The sequence below is a fragment of the Enterococcus sp. DIV1444a genome, from assembly GCF_051712125.1.
In the GTDB taxonomy this organism is placed as follows: domain Bacteria; phylum Bacillota; class Bacilli; order Lactobacillales; family Enterococcaceae; genus Enterococcus; species Enterococcus faecalis.
In genome coordinates, this window is the sequence record NZ_JBIOOG010000001.1 from 1174948 (window position 1) to 1189576 (window position 14629).

At 37.2% G+C, this 14629-nt stretch carries 16 protein-coding genes; 9 read left to right on the forward strand and 7 right to left on the reverse strand.

Annotated elements, in window-relative coordinates; all coding sequences use genetic code 11:
• The first annotated feature begins 1 nt into the window (after position 1).
• The gene (locus IGI87_RS05855) at positions 2-1051 is read left to right on the forward strand and encodes an oxidoreductase (protein WP_317095523.1); all 1050 of its coding nucleotides are present in this window, start codon (positions 2-4) and stop codon (positions 1049-1051) included.
• A 473-nt stretch (positions 1052-1524) separates the two neighbouring features.
• Positions 1525-1983, forward strand: coding sequence for a DUF441 domain-containing protein (locus IGI87_RS05860; RefSeq protein ID WP_002357887.1), 459 nt, complete (start codon positions 1525-1527; stop codon positions 1981-1983).
• Between the two features lie 38 nt (positions 1984-2021).
• On the opposite strand, the gene IGI87_RS05865 is transcribed toward IGI87_RS05860, so the two are convergent.
• From IGI87_RS05865 to efbA, 3 genes are all read right to left on the reverse strand, one after another.
• Positions 2022-2363, reverse strand: coding sequence for an iron-sulfur cluster biosynthesis family protein (locus IGI87_RS05865; protein ID WP_002391631.1), 342 nt, complete (start codon positions 2361-2363; stop codon positions 2022-2024).
• 73 nt (positions 2364-2436) lie between these two features.
• A complete protein-coding gene (locus IGI87_RS05870; RefSeq protein WP_104854968.1) occupies positions 2437-2700 on the reverse strand; it encodes a hypothetical protein in 264 nt (87 codons plus the stop codon).
• A 154-nt stretch (positions 2701-2854) separates the two neighbouring features.
• Positions 2855-4567: a fibronectin-binding protein EfbA gene (gene efbA / locus IGI87_RS05875; protein WP_104854969.1), complete on the reverse strand. Its 1713-nt coding sequence runs from the start codon at positions 4565-4567 to the stop codon at positions 2855-2857.
• A gap of 219 nt (positions 4568-4786) precedes the next feature.
• On the opposite strand from efbA, the gene IGI87_RS05880 reads away from it, so the two are divergent.
• From IGI87_RS05880 to IGI87_RS05895, 4 genes are all read left to right on the forward strand, one after another.
• A complete protein-coding gene (locus IGI87_RS05880) occupies positions 4787-5446 on the forward strand; it encodes a hypothetical protein (RefSeq protein WP_162782576.1) in 660 nt (219 codons plus the stop codon).
• 1007 nt (positions 5447-6453) lie between these two features.
• Entirely contained in the window at positions 6454-7443 is a 990-nt protein-coding gene (trpX, locus tag IGI87_RS05885) for a tryptophan ABC transporter substrate-binding protein (protein WP_104854971.1), read from the forward strand.
• A gap of 24 nt (positions 7444-7467) precedes the next feature.
• On the forward strand, positions 7468-8355 hold the full coding sequence (locus IGI87_RS05890; RefSeq protein WP_104854972.1) for an ABC transporter permease: 888 nt from the start codon (positions 7468-7470) through the stop codon (positions 8353-8355).
• Positions 8352-9119 (forward strand): ABC transporter ATP-binding protein, encoded by a 768-nt coding sequence (locus IGI87_RS05895; protein WP_438736449.1) that lies wholly within the window; start codon positions 8352-8354, stop codon positions 9117-9119. Before IGI87_RS05890 ends, IGI87_RS05895 begins: the two co-directional genes overlap by 4 nt.
• Before the next feature lie 32 nt (positions 9120-9151).
• Here the strand turns inward: IGI87_RS05895 and IGI87_RS05900 are convergent, their stop codons facing one another.
• Both IGI87_RS05900 and IGI87_RS05905 read right to left on the reverse strand, forming a co-directional pair.
• Positions 9152-9613, reverse strand: coding sequence for a threonine/serine exporter family protein (locus IGI87_RS05900; protein WP_280210282.1), 462 nt, complete (start codon positions 9611-9613; stop codon positions 9152-9154).
• An 11-nt stretch (positions 9614-9624) separates the two neighbouring features.
• The gene (locus IGI87_RS05905; RefSeq protein WP_104854974.1) at positions 9625-10401 is read right to left on the reverse strand and encodes a threonine/serine exporter family protein; all 777 of its coding nucleotides are present in this window, start codon (positions 10399-10401) and stop codon (positions 9625-9627) included.
• Between the two features lie 230 nt (positions 10402-10631).
• Here IGI87_RS05905 and IGI87_RS05910 point away from each other — a divergent pair, with 230 nt between their 5' ends.
• On the forward strand, positions 10632-10838 hold the full coding sequence (locus IGI87_RS05910) for a hypothetical protein (protein WP_113793875.1): 207 nt from the start codon (positions 10632-10634) through the stop codon (positions 10836-10838).
• A 17-nt stretch (positions 10839-10855) separates the two neighbouring features.
• Here IGI87_RS05910 and IGI87_RS05915 read toward each other — a convergent pair whose 3' ends face one another.
• Complete coding sequence (locus IGI87_RS05915) at positions 10856-11635, reverse strand: Cof-type HAD-IIB family hydrolase (RefSeq protein ID WP_438736450.1); 780 nt, start codon at positions 11633-11635, stop codon at positions 10856-10858.
• Between the two features lie 213 nt (positions 11636-11848).
• Here IGI87_RS05915 and IGI87_RS05920 point away from each other — a divergent pair, with 213 nt between their 5' ends.
• Positions 11849-12568 carry a response regulator transcription factor gene (locus IGI87_RS05920; RefSeq protein ID WP_002381953.1) on the forward strand — a complete coding sequence of 240 codons (720 nt, stop codon included), beginning with the start codon at positions 11849-11851 and terminating at the stop codon, positions 12566-12568.
• Positions 12568-14037 carry a sensor histidine kinase gene (locus IGI87_RS05925; protein WP_113793877.1) on the forward strand — a complete coding sequence of 490 codons (1470 nt, stop codon included), beginning with the start codon at positions 12568-12570 and terminating at the stop codon, positions 14035-14037. The genes IGI87_RS05920 and IGI87_RS05925 overlap by 1 nt, the downstream gene beginning before the upstream one ends.
• Positions 14038-14075: 38 nt before the next feature.
• Here IGI87_RS05925 and IGI87_RS05930 read toward each other — a convergent pair whose 3' ends face one another.
• The gene (locus IGI87_RS05930) at positions 14076-14627 is read right to left on the reverse strand and encodes a hypothetical protein (RefSeq protein ID WP_010828727.1); all 552 of its coding nucleotides are present in this window, start codon (positions 14625-14627) and stop codon (positions 14076-14078) included.
• Positions 14628-14629: the final 2 nt, after the last annotated feature.

A 14629-nucleotide genomic window follows, 5' to 3' on the forward strand; every position in this document is an offset into this window, starting at 1 on the left:
TATGACAGTAAAAATGGGGTTTATTGGATTTGGTAAAAGTGCCAATCGTTACCATTTACCTTATGTAATGATTCGAGAAACACTAGAAGTGAAAACGATTTTCGATTTACATGTTAATGAAAAAGCAGCAGCGCCCTTTAAAGAAAAAGGCGTAAATTTTACCACTGATCTCAATGAATTATTGACGGATCCAGAAATTGAATTGATCACAATCTGTACGCCTGCGCATACACATTATGATTTAGCCAAACAAGCCATTTTGGCTGGTAAATCAGTAATTGTGGAAAAACCATTTTGTGATACGTTAGAACACGCAGAGGAATTATTTGCTTTAGGGAAAGAAAAAGGGGTAGTAGTGATGCCTTATCAAAATCGACGTTTCGACGGCGATTACCTAGCGATGAAGCAAGTAGTAGAGCAAGGCTTTTTAGGAGAAATCAATGAAGTGGAAACGCATATTGATTATTATCGACCAGGAAGTATCACGGAACAAGGGCCTAAAGAAAATGGTTCGTTTTACGGACTAGGCATTCATTTAATGGATCGCATGATTGCTCTTTTCGGGCGTCCAGATCAAGTCACTTATGATATTCGTAATAATGAAGTGAGTGAGGCAGTCGATAATTATTTTGACGTCGATTTACATTATGGTTCAAAATTAAAAGTAAAAGTCAAAACGAATCATTCTGTTGCTAGTCCGTATCCACGTTTTATTGTTCATGGCAGCAATGGCTCGTTCATCAAATATGGCGAAGATCAACAAGAAAATGATCTAAAAGCCGGAATCATGCCAGATGCACCAGGCTTTGGAGAAGATTCACCGATGTATTATGGAAAAGTGACCTACCGTAATGGCAATGGCGACTGGATAAAAAAACAAATTAAAACGCCTGTAGGTGATTACGGTCGTTATTATGATGCCGTCTATGAAACGCTGAAAAATGGTGCACCGCAACTCGTAACTGAAGAGCAAGCATTAACTAACATCGAAATTTTAGAAGCAGGTTTTCTTAATCCAAGTCCAAGTGTTTATCGCTTGAAAGAAAACTAAAGCATATTTAAATGACTTGAAAAGCGCCTGCCCCACAGTCCAGATAACTGCGGGGCAGACGCTTTTATTTATAAAGAGTTGCAAATTTTAATATAAGAAACGTATATTGTTAGTAAAAATAAAAAAAGGAAAGACATCTTAGTAGCACTACTTCCCCAAGAATTGCTACTAAAATGTCTTTTGTGATGCTTGCTCAATTGAAGAGCCTTAAATAGGATATCGAATATCCAGTATAAATGCAAGTAAACTACTTTATAGTTAATATTAGTATACTTCATAAAATAATTTTTCAAAGAGAAAAAGGCTTGTTATGAGAAAAAATTAATTTTTAATTCGTTTTTTCTAAGCAAGATTCGTGTGAAAAAGACAATAATTACTGAAGCTGAATGGTAATTAAAGAGGTTCTTTGCTAAAATAGGAAAGACAAGAAAGTTTGGTTAACCAAAGAACCAAATCAGAAAGGAGGACACCCAGTGGAAAGTTGGCTTTTTTTACTGCTGATTGCCTTGATTGCGTTTGTTGCAAAAAATCAAAGTTTATTAATTGCGTCAGTTGTTGTGCTTGCTTTAAAAGCTTTACCAAATAGTGCGAAAATCATGTCGTGGTTGTCAGATAAAGGTATTAATTTAGGCGTCACAATTATTTCAATTACCATTTTAGTCCCTATTGCTACAGGACAAATTGGCTTAAAGGATTTAATCCAATCATTCAAAACGCCGATGGGATGGCTAGGAATACTTTGTGGAATTCTGGTGGCTGTTTTATCCTCAAAAGGAGTAGGTTTAATTAATCAATCGCCAGAGATTACGGTGGCCTTAGTTTTTGGAACAATTCTTGGCGTCGTTTTTTTAAAAGGAATTGCAGCTGGTCCGATTATTGCATCGGGGATGATGTACGTAATCATTACTACCTTTCAAGCCTTTCAACACTAAAAAAGCAAACAAAACGCGTAAACGTTTTGTTTGCTTTTTTAGTGTTGATAAATGTCCACATTACTATCTAAAATGCCACTTTCATTTTTTAAAGTAATGGTCCCCGCATTCGGATGAATCACTAGCTGTAAATGCCCCGTTAAAAACATTTGGTCATACGTCGAAGTATAGACGTGAAAAGAATCATTAGCAATCGTTTCGGTGTAAGGCGCTTCTGCTTGATCAACAGGAACGATAATAAAACGATCGCCAATCATACAACAACCTTCTGCGGAAGAATAAGGATTAGAGCCGTCATTTGCTACCAACAAGAAGGTATTCGTTTCAGTTAAGAAAGGGGCTAAACGTTGTTTTACTTCTTCAGAAATAGTCAGAGACATTTGCCTCACTCCTTTAAATAGTATGTAAAAGGAAGAGGGTAGCTTGTCGCTATGCCGCTCTTCAAAGATTTTGTTATTTGCTTGTTTCTTTACTGCTTTTTTTGAAAAGAGCAATAGAAAAGGCGACAACTAAGACAATTGTTGCAGCTAAAACAAATGGATTTTTTGTTGCTGATGTAAACCCTAGGACTGTTGAACCAATCGCACCTACGTAAGATAAAATAATCGCTGCTTTCTTTGGTGTTGAAAGTTCTGTAAAGCTATCGCGGAAGGCGACACCTAAACCTAAAGCGCCAATAAAGGCAAACATCCCAAAAATAATGTGTAAAAAGACCATGAATTTCACCTCCAACAGTCAGTATAGAGAGAAATAGCTAGTTTGTAAACTAATTGAGCTTGTTTGTGTTATTTATCACTTGATAAATGTGTTTGTCAAAGCAAAAAACAACGTACGATCAATCGGCAGTACGTTGTTTTTTAGTTTAATATAATTAGGAAGCAGAATCCTTATTTTGCTGGAGTTTTTTGATCGATTCTTCTGTTGGGGTCACATATAACGTTCGTTGGTTTTCATAAATTACATAACCTGGTTTTGCTCCATTGGGTTTATGCACATGTTTTACTTGGACATAATCAACAGGCACTTGTGAAGAAAGTCGATATTTTGAAAAATAAGCGGCTAGAAGTGCGGCTTCAGTAAGGGTTTCTTCGCTAGGATGTGCGTCACGAATAATTACATGAGATCCAGGAATATCTTTGGCATGGAGCCAATAATCAGTTTTTTTAGCGGTTCGTAAAGTCAATTGATCATTTTGCAAATTGTTTTTTCCAACGAGAATAGGTGTGCCATCTGTGGCATAAAAAAGATCGGGTTGGCTTTTTTTCGGCTGTTTTTGTTTTTTATTTTTTTTACGTTTTAAATAGCCTTGCTCAATCAGTTCTTCACGAATCACTTCAATGTCCATTGGTGTCGCAATTTCAAGTTGTGCCACAACTGACTCTAAATAAGAAATTTCTTGTTGCGTTTGTTGAATTTGTGTCTTAACAACTCGGACAGCATTTTTCAATTTTTGGTATTTTTGAAAGTATTTTTGTGCATTTTGATTAGGTGAAAGTGCAGGATTTAGCGAGATACGCAAGGGTGCATTTTCTTCATAATAATTTGGTAATTCCACCTCGGTGGCTCCTTTGGGGACTTGTGCCATGAAGGTTGTTAATAGTTCTCCGTCGCGACGGTAATTTTCAGCGTTTTCTGTATCGGCTAAGGTTTGCTGTAATTTTTTAAGTTTCTTTTGATTTCTTTTTAGTTCATTTTCAATTTTGCGAATTAGTTCGCCGCCTTGTTGTTTGACACGGTCTTTTTCTGCTTTACCAGAATAAAAGGCATCTAGTAATTCACTGAGTGTCGCATATGTTGTCTGTTCACCAACTAATGATTGATAAGGAATGGGCGTAAAATATTCTTTTTTTTCAGTGACGGTTAATGTCGGTACAACAGCTTCAGTAACTGAGGACCAAAATTCCGTCCAGATGGCCATTTTTTCATTTGGTTGTGCAAGTAAACGGGTACTTAATTCGTCTGCTGTATCCTTGCCTAGACCTTGGAAATGCTGTTGTAAATAGCGTCCGTTTAATTCAGGAGCTGTAGAAAGAAGCGCAAAGACTTCTTCTTTTGAAGCCGTGAGCGGATTAAGGCCCATTGGTTTTGGCGGTTCAATATAAGTTGCTCCAGGAAGCAACGAACGATAACTATTTTGGCTCATTCCAATGTGTTTTATCGCATCCAAGATTTTTCCAGAAGATTGATTGACTAAAACGATTGTACTGTGACGTCCCATTAATTCAACAATCAAAACAATATTTTGTAAGTCACCTAGTTCATCTCTTTTTGAAAAGGTGAAGTGAATCACGCGATCATTTTCTATTTGTTGAATCGTTTCTAAAATGGCACCGTCCAGAAATTTTCGTAACATCATCACAAAATTAGGAGGTGTTTCTGGATTGCTATAGGTAATTGTAGATAGTTGTATGCGCGCATAACTAGGATGTGCTGATAATAATAATTTATGGTTTTTACCTTTCGCACGAATGACTAAAACGACTTCGTTTTCATAAGGTTGATGGATTTTTGAAATCCGGCCACTTACGAGTGTTTCTGTCAACTCATGAACCATGCTATGAGTAAATACGCCATCAAATGACATAATAAATCCCTCGTTTCTTTCCGACTAATAGCTTCATTATAGCGGAGTTTTTGAATTTAAGAAAGAAGCTTGTTAAAAAGGAGTTGGGTTTTCCTTAGAAAGAGGGAGGAGTTTGCTGGTTTTTTTAGTAATTAAAGCGCAAGGGTAGGCAAGAAAGAAAATGATTAGTATAATAGATAAGAACTAAAAGCGAGGAGCGATTAGAAGTTGAATAATTTTATGGAAGAACTAAAAGAGGCACTTTATGAATTAAAACAAAGAAAACTGTTAATGATTACCGCTATTGTAGCATTAGTATTAATAATTGGCTCAATCATTTTTATTCCAACGATGCAAAAAAATATTCGAGCTGCTCAAGTTGAATCGTTAGTCGCAGGACCCATCAAGTCAGAGAAAGTCAGTGTCTTAGATTACAAAACAGCAGATAAGAAAATCCAAGAAACAGGAGCCATGTCAGTCATGTTTGCTAAACCATCTGGCAAGCAATATGATCAAATGGTGAAGCTGTTTAATTCAGATAAAATGAATGAATTTCATCGTTCGCTGTATATCTATCCGTTAATTTATAATGCTGGCAAAGCACAAGAGCAATACAATGTTAGCGGCGATGAGATTACGCTTGTTTTCTTTGAAAACGGTAAAGAAAAGACGCGGACAGTTGTCGAAAAATCTATGGATTTAAAAACACAATTAATACCAGAATTAAATCGATTACCAATGGCTGGCGTTTTGAAAGACCAGCAAAAAGCGGCGCAAGAAGCTGAAAAAGAAGCAGCAAAGACCGCTGAAACACAGACGACGACTAGCACGACTGGCGTTGCCCAATCTACTGAAACGACGACAGAAAGCACTGCTACAGTACCAGAAACTGGTGAATAATAGCTAGCTATGTTAAACTTAGATTGTAGAAAGTTTTAAGGAATTAGAAAGAGGGGATTTTCGATGGCATTAGTAATTTCAATGACGATTTTAGTGAGTTTATGGCTGATTCAATCGCAAAAACAAGCAGTTAAAGTTCCCGTGAAAATTGAAAGAAACCGAAACAATTAAGTGGTAAATATGCTGAAATAAAGAAAACGAGCCTCTCATAAGAGTGGCTCGTTTTTTTGAAGTAAAAGAAATGCAAGAAAATAAAAACTTTTTCTTGACGAACAAAATCAATATAGTGTAGACTACCTTTAACAACATAACTAGGAGGGAAAATACATGACACAATTATCTAACGTAAAAGAAATGCACCAATCATGGCAAAACTGGCGTAGATAGTTGTATGTATGATTCTTTCATAGATACAGCTTTAGAAGACTTATTCTAAAAAGTGTATCTATGCTGGTTATATTCAAGAAGAAAAACGACCACATAGAGGACCCATCTATGTGGTTTTTGTTTTGCATAAAAACAACGACCACTCCTAAACACTTAGGATAAGTCGTTGTTTTTTTGCTACGAATCACTACGATTGGCACAAAGTGACAGAGTAGATGCAGGCTGCGCTTACTCGCCGCAGTTTGGCCTTTAAGAGTGATGAGTAGTACAAGGTGAACGAAGAGAACGTTGTCACATTCGTAGAAAAAGTGCTCCTGCGATTCTCACCGAAGTTGCGATCCTCGTCGCAGTTTGGCCTTTAAGAGTGATGAGTAGTACAAGGTGAACGAAGAGAACGTTGTCACAATCGTAGAAAAAGTGCTCCTGCGATTCTCACCAAAGTTGCGATCCTCGTCACAGTTAAATCCTGATATTTGTAAAAAAGTGTTCCTCGGATTTTGACTAAGCAGAGGATTACGAATCTCAGGTTCACTTTCAACGGAAGAAATGCCCTATAGATAATGGTTTCATTGTTAAAAAGAAAAAGTTGCCAAACAAACGGGCAGTTAGGAGAATGCAAAATGAAAAATAAACGTTTAACGTTTGTCGTGTCTTTATTAGCTATTTATTTAATCGGTGCTTTTTTTGTGAATCAAAAAGTGACGAATTCAAAGAAAGAAACTGTTACTGTAGGGGTTTTGCAGTTTGTCAGTCACCCCGCATTGGATGAAATTTATAAAGGTGTTGAGGAAGGTTTAAAGGAAAATGGCTATAACAAAGGCAAAAATTTAGAAATTATTTTTCAAAATGGTCAAGCTGACCAGAGTAAGTTAGCAATCATGAGCCAACAATTAGTACAAAAAAAGGCGGACGTTTTAATTGGCATCGCCACGCCCGCTGCGCAAGCCTTAGCAAACACTACCCAAGAAATTCCGATCATTTTAGGCGCCATTACAGACCCTGTTAGTGCTGGATTGGTAAAAGACAATCAAAAGCCAGGCGGTAATATCACTGGTGTTAGTGATCAATCACCTTTGTCAGCCCAGATGGATTTACTAAAAGAATTGATACCAGCTGCCAAAAAAATGGGTATTCTCTATGCTTCCTCAGAAGAAAACTCTCGATACCAAGTGGCTGAAGCGCAGAAAGCAGCTGAAGCTAAAGGATTGACAGTGAAAACGTATGCTGTGCCATCAAGTAATGAAATTGCACAAACGGTTCAAGTGATGACTAAGGAAACAGATGTGATTTATATACCAACTGATAATACGATTGCTAATGCTATGCAAACGGTAGTCGGAGAAGCAAATCGAACCAAGACGCCAATTATTCCTTCAGTGGATACAATGGTAGAACAAGGCGGTTTAGCAACTGTTGGGATTAATCAACATGCGTTGGGCGTACAAGCCGGTAAAATGGCAGCAGAGGTTCTGTCTGGAAAAAGTCAACCAGCAACTACACCCATTTATACCTTTAATACAGGCGACACAATTATCAATGAAAAACAAGCTCAAAAGTTAGGAATTACGATTCCCGCAGAGTTAGCAAAAAAATCGAAATTGATTAACTAATTATCAAAGAAAGTAGGAGAAGCGATGATTGTTTCAGCAATTGGACAAGGAATGTTATGGGCCTTGTTAGGACTAGGTATTTTTATGACTTATCGTATTTTAAATTTTCCAGATATGACCACGGAGGGTTCATTTCCGTTAGGTGGGGCGGTTTGTGTAACTGCCATTACAACAGGGGTTTCACCATTTGTAGCGACTCTTTTAGGGGTTGGGGCAGGAATGCTTGCTGGTTTAGTGACTGGTTTACTATTTACAAAAGGAAAAATTCCAATTATTTTAGCAGGAATTTTAGTGATGTCTGGTTTAAATTCCGTGATTTTATTTGTGATGAAATCGCCAAATAAGTCTTTATTAAACCAACCGAAGATTCAAGATGTTTTTCAAAAAATGGCCTTACCAGATTATTATGATACCATTTTTTTAGGGATTAGTGTTTTGGCTGTGGTAATGATTTTACTGTTATTTTTCTTTAATACTAGTTTAGGACAAGCCTATATTGCGACAGGCGACAATGAGGAAATGGCTCGCTCGATTGGCATTCAAACGGATCGCATGAAAATTTTAGGATTGGTTTTATCGAATGGCTTGATTGGCTTATCTGGCGCTTTGATTGCCCAAAATGATGGATATGCGGATGTAAGTAAAGGAACAGGTGTCATTGTGATTGGCTTGGCTTCACTCATTATTGGTGAAGTACTGTTTGGAGAATTAACGTTTGGTGAACGGCTGTTGGCGATTGTTGTAGGGAGTATTATTTATCAATTATTAATTTTGTTAGTGATTAAATTAGGCTTTGATACGACGTATTTGAAAATCTTCTCAGCAGTGATTTTAGCAATCTGTTTAATGATCCCGCAATTGAAAAAAGCATTACGACTACACGGCTTTTCTGATAAGGGGGGAACGAAATGAAACCAGTTGTTGAATTAAAAAATGCGACAAAAATCATTGATAATGGGATGAACGAAAAAAAAGTGATTTTGGATCATGTGAACTTAGCAATTTATCCCGGGGACTTCATTACTGTTTTAGGTGGAAATGGCGCAGGCAAGAGTACGCTGTTCAATAGTTTAGCAGGAACTTTGTCACTAACAGAAGGGCAATTTTTAATTGAAGGAGTCAATCGCACCAATCTTTCTGAAGTCAAACGAGCCAAATCTCTAGCGCGTGTTTTTCAAGATCCTAAAATGGGGACAGCACCAAGAATGACTGTGGCAGAAAATTTATTGCTTGCCATGAAACGCGGACAAAAACGTCCCTTAAAATTACGGAAGATAAATGAACAACGCGCCTTGTTTACAAAAATCTGTCAAGAAGTTGGCAATGGCTTGGAAAATCATCTGGATACACCGACAGGTAACCTTTCTGGCGGTCAACGCCAAGCCTTAAGTTTATTAATGGCCACTATCACAAAACCAGAACTATTACTTTTAGATGAACATACCGCTGCCTTAGATCCCAAAACGTCCAAGCAGTTGATGCGCTTAACAGAACAACGGATTGAAGAAGGGAACTTAACTTGTTTGATGATTACTCATCGAATGGAAGATGCCTTACGATATGGCAATCGTTTAATTGTTTTACAAAAAGGTAAAATTGTTCAAGATTTAAACGCTGCTGAAAAAGCACAATTAACGCTACAAGATTTGTTGCTGTTCTTTGAAGAAGCAGAATAAAAAAAAACAAGCTCGTTTTCTGAGCTTGTTTTTTATTTTTTGACCAATCGGAAGAGTTGCTTGGGGAAAAAACGTTTGACAATTCGTTCCAATAGCGATGTCACCATAAAGCCCGCTGCGATGGCTGCAGCAGTAAAGACAACTTTTAAAATCAACTGCAAACCGTCATCAATATTTCCTAACAAAATGCTCCGAACCGCTTGATAAGCAGGGCCTCCTGGCACTAAAGGAACCAAACTCGGAATATAAAAAATAATCATCGGCATTTTTTTGTAACGAGAAAAAAAGATACTAGCGATTCCTAATCCGACCGTTCCTAAAAAGTTTGCAAAGGTTTGACTAGCATCAAAAGTTTGCGTTAAGAGATAATAAATCATCCAGCCTGTCATACCAGTAATGCCACAAGCCACCAGTGCTTTACGAGGAATGTTCGTAATAATGCCAAATGTCACAGTCGCTAAAAAACTAAAGAGAAGATGAAAAATTAGTTCCATTTGAACACTCCTTACATAAATAATTTAAAAATCAAGGCAATTCCCAGGCCAACAGACCCAGCAATAAAAATAGCTTCTGTCCCTCGCGCCGTCCCACTGATGAGGTGGCCCGCTAAAATGTCGCGAAAAGAGTTCGTAATCGCCACACCTGGAACTAACGGCATCACCGCACCAATAATAATATTATCGATATTGATCGCTAAGTGAAAATGCACAGCCAAATAGGCGAACAAGCCAATGACAAAAGCGGCTGCGAAGGAATCGAGGTAAGGAACTTGGAATAACTTTTGGGTAAAAAGATAACTGGCATACCCAATCACGCCAACAAAAAAAGTTGCAATAAAATCTTGCCAAGTGCCACCAAAAATGTACATTAACGTACAACTAACAATGCCGGCTGCTAACAAGCGTAACGAAATTGAAAAAGTGGGGGTATCTGTTTCTAATAGAGTTAAGCGCTGATAAAGCTCTGGTAAAGTAATCTCTTTTTGTGCAAATTCTCTTGATAATTGATTGACAAGACTAACTTTTTCCAAATTAATCGAGCGTTGGGGGATGTTTTCTAATTGCGTATAATTACTGGAACGAAAGCCTACGAAAATCCCTGTAGCCGTCGTATAACAAACACTCTCTGATTCGCCAGCGTTTGCTGCAATCCGAGTAATCGTATCTTCGGTTCTATATACTTCAGATCCGCTTTCCAGCATAATTTTTCCAGCTAAAATGCACGTATCAATAATTAATTGTTTTCTTTTTTCGCTATTAACCAAAGGAATGGCTCCTTTCATTTTGAGTTCACGTTTAGTGTATCATTTTTTTTAAGAACTGTACGCAATTTAAAACAGAGATAGAAAAAAATCTGATTTTTAACAAAAATGAAACGAATCTTAAGAATAAATGAAAACAAATAAGGAATTAGTAAAAATTATGGGTTAGTTGTAAGAATCTAGGATCTTTCCTTGCATTTTTGTAGGAAACATCCTATCCTAAACATAGAAAAACAAAGGGGTCATTAAAAATGGACAACCAATGGTTACTCTACGGAATTAGCAGTGTCGTATTAATTATTTTAATCAGAAGAACCATCCTATCAGGGAACATCGCATTAAGTTGTTTGTTGGGAGCGATTTTGCTGATTCAAGTAGTGGGAGTAGCTCTCTGTGCACAACAGAAAAAGAAAAATGAACATACAAAAGAACTACCTTCTTCTAAAGTACATCAATAGAAGAAGGTAGTTTTCTTTTATAGTAAATCAAATTTTTTCAAGCCATTAACAATGCCATTCTCAGTATTTTTAGTTGAAATAAAGGTGGCTTTTTCTTTTAGTTCTTCTCGCGCATTACCCATGGCAATTCCATAATCACAGGCCTCAAACAGCGCCAAATCATTGATGCCATCACCAAAGGCATAAGTGGGAATGCCGTTTAATCCCAAGGTGTTAAAAAGATTTTTGACACCAGAGCCTTTAGAGACCCCTTTACGAACAATATCAATTGAAAAAGGACCATTGCGATAAAAGGTCAATTCAGGAAACCGCTCATAGTAATATTCATCATCATCGCCATGTTGACTTAAGACCAACATCATGTTGACGGCATCATTCTCATAACCTGTGGGATCAATTTCTGGAACAGCTGAATGAATATAATCATAGGCTTGTTTCACTGTGCCAGTATGCCCTGTACAAAAAATACGGCGCTCATTATAAAAAGCTAATTCATGACCACGCTGTCTGACGTGCTCATGCAGTGAAACACATTCCTCTGTTGTAAATTCATCTGAATAAATCGTTTTTCCTTCATAATGAATAAATTGTCCGTTCATTACAATCGCTGAGTCAATGCCACTGGCTTTCATAATTGGCTGAATCTCACACAAGGTCCGACCAGTCGCAATTAAAGGTAAAATTTGATTGTCTTTCAAGGCCGCCACCGCTGCAGTAATCTCAGGAGTAATTTGTGAGGTTCCATCTAACAAAGTTCCATCTAAATCAAAAAAAGTAATAGCTTTCATTTTATCCATACCTTAACATCCTCTCTACGCTTGTTATTTTAACAAACTTTTCTGAAAAGACAATGGGTTCACTTCGTTTTCTTTAAAAGAGCAGGAAAAAAGTGATTTTTGATGGTTCTGTAAAGGATTTTTGAAGAAATATAGAATCGGTTGGTACAAATTCAATTTTAGAGTATACTACAATAGAGCAGTCTTATGAAAAGTGAATAAGGAGTGAATGAAATGAATATATTAATGATTGAAGACAATGAATCTGTCTCAGAAATGATGCAAATGTTTTTCTTAAATGAAGGGTGGGAAGCTACCTTTAAAGATGATGGCAAAGAAGGATTGGCGACTTTTCTTGCTTCGCCAGAAAAATGGGACATGATTACATTAGATTTAAACTTACCTAGTATGGATGGGATGGCTGTTTGTCGTGAAATTCGCAAAGTTTCAGCCAATGTTCCCATTATTATGTTGACCGCTCGTGATTCTGAAAGTGACCAAGTAATTGGCCTTGAAATGGGTGCGGATGATTATGTGACAAAACCATTTAGTCCACTAACTTTGATTGCACGAATGAAAGCTTTACATCGTCGTGCCGAGGTGGCAGAGGCTGCGCATGATACGTCTGAGAATACAGATGAAACTTTTGATGTGATTACGGATCATTTTAAAATGAATACGAAAACACGAGAAACATATTTAGATAATCAATTAATTGAAGGCTTAACACCAAAAGAATTTGATTTGCTATACACCTTAGCAAAAAAACCACGCCAAGTCTTTTCACGCGAACAACTACTAGAATTGGTTTGGGACTATCAATACTTTGGCGATGAGCGGACAGTTGATGCCCATATCAAAAAATTACGACAAAAAATTGAAAAAGTGGGTCCTCAAGTCATCCAAACGGTTTGGGGCGTAGGGTATAAATTCGACGATTCAGGTGTTGCTTAATGAAATATTTATATCAACAATTACTTGCTTTTATAGGTGTGATTGCTCTGATTATTCTCATTGTCGGAACGTCTTTCACGCAGCTGACCAAGCGCACAATGCAAGAAAATAACTATGAACAGTTGTATGGTTATGCAGAATCGGCTTTAGAAACACGTGACTTTTTTATTAATGTTGCAGGCGTTTCGGATCGAGATGTTTTATCCTATTCATTTCAGTTGACTGAGCGCGTACTCCAGAAGCAAGATGTGCAATTTGTGTTTATTAACAAGGACCGTGAAGTGCAGTATCCACCAGTTGATAGCACGAAAAAATTAGACTTTTCGTTAATCGATAAAAATTGGGATCAAATCATGAAAGGCAATCGTGTTTATGCAACGGAAAACATTGATATTTACGGTGCCCGAAATACTTCGTCCTATGTAATGTTACCTGTGTATGCATCAAATCAATCTTCTGATAAAAAAGTGATTATTGGCTCGCTAGTTATTACACAACCTGCCAAAAACGTTGACCGAAGCGTTCAGTCCGTGACACAAAACTTGATTAAAGGCTTTATTTTTTCTAGTGTGATTGCCTTGTTACTAAGTTATCTATTTGCGACTTTCCAAGTGAAACGAATTAATCGGATGCGTAAAGCCACCAAAGAAATTACTAGTGGAAATTTTGATATTCAATTACCGGTTCATGACAAAGATGAATTTGATGACCTAGCAGAAGATTTTAATAAAATGGCCGCATCTTTAAAAGAATCACAAGAAGAAATCAATCGGCAAGAAGAGCGTCGTCGTCAATTTATGGCGGATGCCTCTCATGAAATGCGGACGCCTTTAACAACTATTAATGGCTTGTTAGAGGGATTGCAGTATAATGCTATTCCTGAAAATCAAAAAGAGAATGCGATTAAACTGATGCAAAATGAGACCGCTCGCTTGATTCGCTTAGTCAATGAAAATCTTGATTATGAAAAAATTCGGACCAACCAGATTCAAATTGTTGTGAAGAAGTTCAACGGAACAGAAGCTTTAGAAAATATTGTGACGCAACTAACGGCAAAAGCTGAAGCCGCCGGTAATCGATTGTATTTAGATACCACCGAACCAATTGATGTGTATGCCGATTATGATCGTTTTGTTCAAGTAGTTGTCAATATTGTTCAAAATGCCATCCAATTTACTGAAAATGGTGAAATTCATATTGCTTTAGAAAAAGGCTATTTAGAAACCATTGTCCGCATTTCTGATACAGGAATCGGCATGACGGAAGAACAAATTCTGAATATCTGGGATCGTTATTACAAAGTAGATCCATCCCGTAAAAATACGAAATATGGAGAATCAGGATTAGGCTTACCAATCGTTCAACAATTGGTCCGCTTGCATAAAGGGAAAATCAATGTTGAGAGTGAACCTGGTAAAGGCACCACCTTTATTATTTCATTTCCTGATGTTGAAATCACTGAAAACTAAAGAAAACGTCTGGTCACAATCAGTGCCAGACGTTTTTTTTAGTTTAATAACGCATGTAGAGACAGGGGGTGCACATAGGGACTATCAATAATTTGTGGATCCTTTGTCAGAAATAGCAAGCGCTTGTTTCTTTTTTGAACTGCTATTTTTAATTGAGGTAAAATTTCTTGACGTTGTCCAATCGTTAATGAAGAAAAGATATCATCGATCACTAACGTACTTGTTTTTGAAAATAAAAGTTGTATTATGCGCATTTTAATTTTTTCAAAAGTCGTAAAAGAAGTAAAAGAACGACCAAGTAAGGCAGGTTCTAATTGGAACACCTGGAAAGCTTCGGCTAGAACTATTTTTCGATCCCGTTCTTTGATCGTACTAGCGATAAATAAATTTTCTTCTAATGGCAAGTAGGGCAGAAAGGTTTCACTAGAAGAAAGCCTAGTAATGGTTAGTTGGTTTGTTTGGAAAAAATCGGCCAATGCGAGTTCTTGTTCTGGAGCAGAATAAATGATTCCATAAACTTCTCGCAAAGCTAACGCGTCGAATGAGGATTTTTTTTCGGTTGTTTTTTTGAATGATGGTGTGACATTCATAG

What these genes read in the sequence shown, in the direction of transcription:
- IGI87_RS05855 (WP_317095523.1), top strand. Translation starts at nt 2, where the DNA reads ATGACAGTAAAAATGGGGTTTATTGGATTTGGTAAAAGTGCCAATCGT.
- IGI87_RS05865 (WP_002391631.1), bottom strand. Translation starts at nt 2,363, where the DNA reads ATGTCTCTGACTATTTCTGAAGAAGTAAAACAACGTTTAGCCCCTTTC.
- IGI87_RS05870 (WP_104854968.1), bottom strand. Translation starts at nt 2,700, where the DNA reads ATGGTCTTTTTACACATTATTTTTGGGATGTTTGCCTTTATTGGCGCT.
- efbA (WP_104854969.1), bottom strand. Translation starts at nt 4,567, where the DNA reads ATGTCATTTGATGGCGTATTTACTCATAGCATGGTTCATGAGTTGACA.
- IGI87_RS05880 (WP_162782576.1), top strand. Translation starts at nt 4,787, where the DNA reads ATGGAAGAACTAAAAGAGGCACTTTATGAATTAAAACAAAGAAAACTG.
- trpX (WP_104854971.1), top strand. Translation starts at nt 6,454, where the DNA reads ATGAAAAATAAACGTTTAACGTTTGTCGTGTCTTTATTAGCTATTTAT.
- IGI87_RS05890 (WP_104854972.1), top strand. Translation starts at nt 7,468, where the DNA reads ATGATTGTTTCAGCAATTGGACAAGGAATGTTATGGGCCTTGTTAGGA.
- IGI87_RS05895 (WP_438736449.1), top strand. Translation starts at nt 8,352, where the DNA reads ATGAAACCAGTTGTTGAATTAAAAAATGCGACAAAAATCATTGATAAT.
- IGI87_RS05900 (WP_280210282.1), bottom strand. Translation starts at nt 9,613, where the DNA reads ATGGAACTAATTTTTCATCTTCTCTTTAGTTTTTTAGCGACTGTGACA.
- IGI87_RS05905 (WP_104854974.1), bottom strand. Translation starts at nt 10,401, where the DNA reads ATGAAAGGAGCCATTCCTTTGGTTAATAGCGAAAAAAGAAAACAATTA.
- IGI87_RS05910 (WP_113793875.1), top strand. Translation starts at nt 10,632, where the DNA reads ATGGACAACCAATGGTTACTCTACGGAATTAGCAGTGTCGTATTAATT.
- IGI87_RS05915 (WP_438736450.1), bottom strand. Translation starts at nt 11,635, where the DNA reads ATGGATAAAATGAAAGCTATTACTTTTTTTGATTTAGATGGAACTTTG.
- IGI87_RS05920 (WP_002381953.1), top strand. Translation starts at nt 11,849, where the DNA reads ATGAATATATTAATGATTGAAGACAATGAATCTGTCTCAGAAATGATG.
- IGI87_RS05925 (WP_113793877.1), top strand. Translation starts at nt 12,568, where the DNA reads ATGAAATATTTATATCAACAATTACTTGCTTTTATAGGTGTGATTGCT.
- IGI87_RS05930 (WP_010828727.1), bottom strand. Translation starts at nt 14,627, where the DNA reads ATGAATGTCACACCATCATTCAAAAAAACAACCGAAAAAAAATCCTCA.